Source organism: Polaromonas sp. P3_C2 (assembly GCF_056402675.1).
Window position 1 is genome coordinate 1 of sequence record NZ_JBFUGX010000210.1, and the last position, 6,486, is coordinate 6,486.

At 64.3% G+C, this 6,486-nt stretch carries 4 protein-coding genes; 2 read left to right on the top strand and 2 right to left on the bottom strand.

Translation table 11 applies throughout. The annotated features are described in order from the left end of the window. The first annotated feature begins 206 nt into the window (after positions 1-206). Positions 207-3,497 carry an efflux RND transporter permease subunit gene (locus tag AC1DWI_RS10715; RefSeq protein ID WP_477670933.1) on the top strand — a complete coding sequence of 1,097 codons (3,291 nt, stop codon included), beginning with the start codon at positions 207-209 and terminating at the stop codon, positions 3,495-3,497. 11 nt (positions 3,498-3,508) lie between these two features. Next, positions 3,509-4,960, top strand: coding sequence for an efflux transporter outer membrane subunit (locus AC1DWI_RS10720; protein ID WP_477724811.1), 1,452 nt, complete (start codon positions 3,509-3,511; stop codon positions 4,958-4,960). 36 nt (positions 4,961-4,996) lie between these two features. Here AC1DWI_RS10720 and AC1DWI_RS10725 read toward each other — a convergent pair whose 3' ends face one another. Beyond that, entirely contained in the window at positions 4,997-5,494 is a 498-nt protein-coding gene (locus tag AC1DWI_RS10725; protein WP_477670935.1) for a hemerythrin domain-containing protein, read from the bottom strand. A gap of 225 nt (positions 5,495-5,719) precedes the next feature. Next, positions 5,720-6,486, bottom strand: a 767-nt coding sequence (locus tag AC1DWI_RS10730; protein WP_477724812.1) for a LysR substrate-binding domain-containing protein, incomplete at its 5' end; no start/stop codon positions are given.

Below are 6,486 nucleotides of genomic sequence, written 5' to 3' on the forward strand. Positions count from 1 at the left end.
CGCCTGGACCGAGCACCGCAGGTTGCCCGTAGCGAAGCGGAGGGACGCAGACAGCAGGGTCGCCTTTTCTTTTGCTTACTTTGCTTTTGGCGAAGCAAAAGAAAAGTGAGTTGCCGCCGGGCAACCCCCGGCCAGCTACCCTCAGCAAAAACTCCCGCCGTTCGAACAAAAGTCACCTTCGTCACGGCCAGCGTGGGAGCCACGCCATGAACCTCTCCGAACCCTTCGTCCGCCGCCCGGTAGCCACCGTCCTCCTCACCATAGGCTTGGCCCTCGCAGGCATCGCCGCATTCTTCGTGCTGCCGGTCTCACCGCTGCCGCAAGTGGATTTCCCGGTGATCTCGGTCAGCGCCTCGTTGCCGGGGGCCAGTCCCTCCACCATGGCCAGCAGTGTGGCGACGCCGCTGGAGCGGCGCCTCGGCGTGATCGCGGGCGTCAATGAGATGACGTCCAACAGCAGCAACGGCTCAACCCGTGTCAGCCTGCAGTTTGACCTGAACCGGAAGATCGACGCGGCAGCGCGCGAGGTGCAGGCAGCCATCAACGCCTCGCGCGCCGACCTCCCTGCCACACTGCGCAGCAACCCGACCTACCGCAAAGCCAACCCGGCTTCGGCGCCGGTCATCATCCTGGCGCTCACGTCCAGGACGCGCTCACCGGGCCAGATTTACGACGAAGTCTCCAACCTCGTGCAGCAAAAAATCGCCCAGGTGCCCGGGGTCGGCGACGTGGAGCTTGGCGGCGGTTCGTTGCCGGCGGTGCGCGTGGAACTGCTGCCGTTTGCACTCAACCGCTATGGCGTTGCCATGGAAGATGTGCGTGCGGCCCTGCAGGCGTCGAACGCCAACCGGCCCAAGGGCGCGATCGAAGGCAACGGCCAGCGCTTCCAGATTTACTCAGGCTCCAACACCGCCAGCGGCGGGCTCAAGGCCATCGACTACCGCAACCTGGTGGTGGCCTGGCGCAACAATGCCGCCATCCGGCTGCAGGACGTGGCCGAGGTGCAGGACGGTGTGGAGAACATCAACACGCTCGGTCTTTTCAACGGCGAGCCGGCGGTGATCGTGCTGGTCACGCGCCAGCCCGATGCCAATGTGATTGCCACTGTCGACGGCGTGCGCGCCCTGATTCCCGAGCTGCAGGCCGCCTTGCCGCAGGACGTGCAGTTGCAGGTGGCATCCGACAGCACCAACTCCATCCGTGCCTCGCTGCACGAGATCGAAGTCACGCTGCTGATTTCCATCGTGCTGGTGGTGCTGGTGGTAAGCGCCTTCCTGCGCAGCGCCCGTGCCACCATCATCCCGGCCGTGGCCACCGTCGTCTCCTTGCTGGGCACCTTCGGCGTGATGTACCTGCTGGGCTTTTCACTGAACAACCTGAGCCTGATGGCGCTCACCGTGGCTACCGGTTTTGTGGTGGACGACGCCATCGTGGTGCTGGAAAACACCAGCCGGCACATCGAGGCCGGCATGGACCGTTTCAAGGCCGCGCTGCTGGGGGCGCGGGAGGTCGGCTTCACGGTGCTGTCGATCAGCCTGTCGCTCGTGGCCGTGTTTATACCGCTACTCTTCATGGGCGGACAGGTGGGCCGGCTGTTCCGCGAATTCGCGGTCACGCTGTCTGCTGCGGTGATGATCTCGCTGGTCATCTCGCTGACCACCACGCCCATGATGTGCGCCTGGCTTCTGAGGCCTGACGCGCACGAGAAGAAGCCCGGGCGTTTTGCTTTTGTGGGGCGCTGGTTCGAGCGTGCCTTCAACCGCGTGCACCGCAGCTACGAAGTGAGCCTGGACTGGGCCCTGCACAGCAAGTTGCTGGTGATGCTGATTTTGGTGGCCGTGATCGGGCTCAACGGTTTTCTCTTCGTGAAGGCGCCCAAGGGCTTCTTTCCGCAACAGGACACCGGGCAGATCAACGGCGGCCTGCGTGCCGACCGCAGCATCTCATTTCAGGCCCTCCAGGCCAAGCTCAAGCAGCTGGTCGACATCATCCGCGCCGACCCGGCCGTGGACACCGTGGTGGGTTTTACCGGTGGTTCCCGAGCGGGCGGGGGTTTCATGTTCATCAACCTCAAACCAGTGGGGCAACGCGACGTGGCCGGCCAGGCCGTGATTGCGAGGCTGCGCCCGCAGCTGGCACGGGTGACCGGGGTCAGCCTTTTCCTGAACCCCGTGCAGGACCTGCGCGGCGGCGGCCGCCAGACCAATTCGACTTACCAGTACACGCTCAAAAGCGACAACGCGGCCGACTTGCGTGTATGGGCCACACGCCTGGCGGACCAGATGAAACTGCAGCCCGCCCTGACCGACGTGGACACCGACCAGCAGGAAAACGGTGTGGAGACCATGGTCACGGTGGACAAGGAAAGCGCGGCACGCATGGGCATCAGCTCACGCGACGTGGACAACGCGCTCTATGACGGCTTCGGCCAGCGCCAGGTGGCCACGATATACGCCGAACTCAACCAGTACCACGTAATCATGGAAGTGGCGCCGCGCTACACCCGCAGCCCCGAGTCGCTGAAAGATATTTACGTACCGGCCAAGGGGGCTGGAGGCAACACAAGCAACACAACCAACAATACCGGAAGCACCGGCACCCCGGCTGCAACCACGGTGGCCACCGGCACCTCTGTGGCCAATCCATCCCTGCGTGATTCTTCGTCGGGCCAGGTCCTGAGCGCCTCGGCCAGCACCATGGTGCCCCTGTCGGCCATTGCCACCTTCAGCGAAAACCCCACCGCCGCTTCGGTCAGCCACGAAGACGGCGAGCTTTCCACCACGGTTTCCTACAACCTCGCCGATGGCAGCACGCTGAGCGACGGCCAGGCCGCGGTGCACCAGGCGGAAGCCGACATCCGGCTGCCCAACAACGTGCGCGGCAGCTTTTCCGGCACAGCGCTCAATGCGCAGCAATCGCAAAACGAGCAACCGTTGCTGATCCTGGCGGCGCTGGTGGTGATCTACATTGTGCTGGGCATCCTGTACGAAAGCCTGGTGCATCCCATCACGGTGCTGTCCACCTTGCCCTCGGCCGGTGTGGGCGCTGTGCTGGCCTTGCTGCTGTTCAAGCTGGATTTTTCCATCATCGCGCTGATCGGGCTGTTCCTGCTGATCGGCATCGTCAAGAAAAACGCCATCCTGATCATCGACTTCGCGCTGGAAGCCGAGCGGGCGCGTGGCCTATCCGCGATTGAGGCTGTGCGCGAAGCCTGTCTGCTGCGCTTTCGCCCCATCCTGATGACCACACTGGCGGCCATTCTGGGTGCGTTGCCGCTGGCCATTGGTTTCGGCGAAGGCGCCGAGCTGCGCCGCCCGCTGGGCATCGCCATCATCGGCGGGCTGATTGCCAGCCAGGTGCTGACATTGCTCACCACCCCGGTGGTCTATGTGCTGATGGACAAGCTCCGCCGGCGCAGCCCTTCCGAGCGTCAGCTCAGCCGCCACCCTGACGAGACCGACGCGCCGCCGCCCGGCGCCCCGCTCCAACTGCAATGACTGACGACGCCATGAACCACTTTTCCGACACTCACCCCGCACACCGTTCACGTTTTCAGCTTCGCCTGCTGTGCGCTGCGCTGGTGCTTGCCGTTGGCGGCTGCGCAGTCGGCCCCGACTACCAGCGCCCGGCCACGGTCGACGTGAGCACCTACAAGGAAGCGCAAGGCTGGGTTCCGGCCGCGCCCGCCGATACGCTTGAGCGCGGCCCGTGGTGGTCGCTCTTCAAGGACCCGGTACTGGACCAGCTGGCATCGCGTGTGGAGGTGTCCAACCAGAACGTGGCAGTGGCCGTTGCAGCCTACGCGCAGGCACGCGCCCTGGTGCGCGAGCAGCGGGCATCGCTGTTCCCGACGGTTTCGCTGGATGGCAGCGCCAGCCGCTCGGGCAGCAGTAGCAGCAGCAGCACGGCGGGCAACAATGTCGGTGGCCGCGTGGGCAACAACTACCAGCTCAGCATTGGTGGCAGTTGGGAACCCGATGTATGGGGCCGTCTGGGCCGCACCGTGGACGGCGCGAAAGCCAGCGAACAGGCCAGCGCCGCCGACCTGGCTTCGGCCAAACTGTCGGCGCAGGGTGAACTGGCGACCAATTATTTGTCCTTGCGCCAGACAGACGCACAAAAAGTGCTACTCAAGGACACGATTGACGGCTACAAGCGCGCGCTGGACATCACGCAGAACCGCTACAACGCCGGCATCGCGGCCAAAACCGATGTGCTGCAGGCGCAAACACAGCTGGCCAACGCGCAGGCCGACGACGCCGGCCTGGTGCGCCAGCGCGCCCAGCTGGAGCACGCCATTGCGGTGCTGGTCGGTGAAGCGCCCGGCAATTTCTCGATTGCCCCTGTGGCCTGGAATCCTTCAGTGCCTGACGTGCCGGTCGGCATACCGTCCGAGCTGCTGCAGCGCCGCCCCGACATTGCCGCCGCCGAACGCCGCGTGGCCTCTGCCAATGAACAGATCGGCATCGCCAAGAGCGCTTATTACCCCAGCCTGTCGCTGAGCGCCTCGGCCGGCCAGGGCGCCAGCCGGGTGGCGGACCTCTTCAAGGCTTCCAGCAGCGTCTGGTCCATCGGCATCTCGGCCGCGCAAGTGCTCTTCAACGCCGGGGCTACCGGCGCCCGCGTGGAGGGCGCCGAGGCCTCTCACCAGCAGGCAGTGGCGCGTTACCGCCAGGCCGTGCTGGCGGCCTTTCAGGACGTGGAAGATCAGTTGTCGGCAACCCGTGTACTGCTGACCCAGCAGGAGCTGCGCCGCCAGGCGTCGCAGGCAGCCGACCAGGTCGAGCAGCAGGTACTCAACCGCTACCGCAGCGGCCAGGTGAGCTACACCGAAGTCATCACCGCCCAGGCCACCGCGCTGAGCGCGCGCCGTGCACTGGTGCAAGCCATGGCCRACCGCCAGACCACCGCGGTGGCGTTGATCCAGTCGCTGGGCGGGGGTTGGCAAACGGGGCAATAAATTGCATCACCCAGCGGACCCAACAGCGTGCCGCGTTTATGCGGTGTGTTCAAGCGCCTGGCCATCGGAACAGCTCAGGCCCCCGCAACCGTGTATGGTGTCCTTGGGCAAAGCTTGCGGCATGCTCACCACCCCCGTGAGCGGGTCGTAGCCAATACCGCGTAGATGCAGGGCCAGCGCGGCATCCATGGTCTGCGCATGCTGCGGAAACCACAGAGCGAGCTCCCTTGCCATATGGCGCAAAGACGTGAAATCCCCGGCCTGGGCCATGAGCAAGCCTTCTCGCATGACCTGCAGCACCACCTTGTGCTGCACAGTGTGGCAATTGGAGGATGAAAACCGCGTGTCCAGCATCCACCGGTCTTCGCGGCTGAAGTGCTCATCGGTGTGGTCCACCAGCGCTCGCCAGTGGCCCGGCAACGCATCATCCGCCGCGTTTTCTGCCTGCGCAAGCAACTCGACAAACTCCCGGTGAGTGTCATCCATCAGGGGTAGTCCGAGCACGAGGGCGTCAGACCATTGAAGATTCGGCATGTGTGCTTCCAATGTTGGCAATACGCCAAGCGTAAGCAATGGCACGGGGCAACAGCTTGATCCAGGTCATGGAGCGTTCATCCGCCGCTACACACGCCAACTTCAATTTCTGTTCTTCGCCGGCATTGACGCCATATTTAGCAGCGGCCGGCACTCATCCCATGGACCAAGGCCCGAAATTTTCAGAAAATTTCTCTGCGGTGGCTTGCCATCGGCCTCCGGCAGCTATTTCTGGTGCAGCGCCGCCAGGAAAAACCCCGCGGCGTCGCTGAGCGGCCTGTCCTTGCGGGTGATGGAGCCAAACGCTTCCATCTTGTGCTGGATAAAGCAGGGCAATATCTTGAGCAGACCGTGCCGGGCGTAGTGGTCGGCAATCGACTGCGGCATGACGCCCACCATGTCGGTTTCGGCAATCAGGTTGGTCGTCGTGAGGATGGACGCGGTTTCGATCAGGCCCTTGGGCGTGGGCGCCTGCAGCATGCGGAACTCCTGCTCCAGCACCTCACGCATCGGGCTGCCCTTGGGCTGCAATATCCACGGGTAGTCCAGCAGGCTGGCAAACTTCACCGCCTTTTTTTGCCCCAGCGGATGGTGCACACCCGCCACCACCACCAGCGCCTCGTTTTCAAGCGGGGTGAAAGCGTAGTCCGYCCGGTGCTCGTCGCGAATGCGCCCGATGGCAACGTCGAGAACGCCTTCGCGCAGCAGCTCGAACAGCCGGTCGCTGGTGTCCAGCATGACGTCGACCGACAGCAGCGGATAGGCTTTCTTGAGCGTGATGATCGCGTGCGTCAGCAAATTCGGAGAAGGTGCCATGATGCTGCCGATCGACACCCGACCCGAGCTGCCCAGTTGCAGTTCGGCCAGTTCACGCGTCATGGACTCGACCGAACCGCGCATGCCGCGGAAATAACGCAGCACGCTGGCGCCGGCCGGCGTGAGCTTCTGCCCGCGCCCCACCCGCTCGAACAGGCGCTGGCCCAGCGCAGACT

Bases quoted from the DNA above. Each gene is read 5' to 3' on its own strand.
- AC1DWI_RS10715 (WP_477670933.1), top strand. From the start codon at position 207: ATGAACCTCTCCGAACCCTTCGTCCGCCGCCCGGTAGCCACCGTCCTC.
- AC1DWI_RS10725 (WP_477670935.1), bottom strand. From the start codon at position 5,494: ATGCCGAATCTTCAATGGTCTGACGCCCTCGTGCTCGGACTACCCCTG.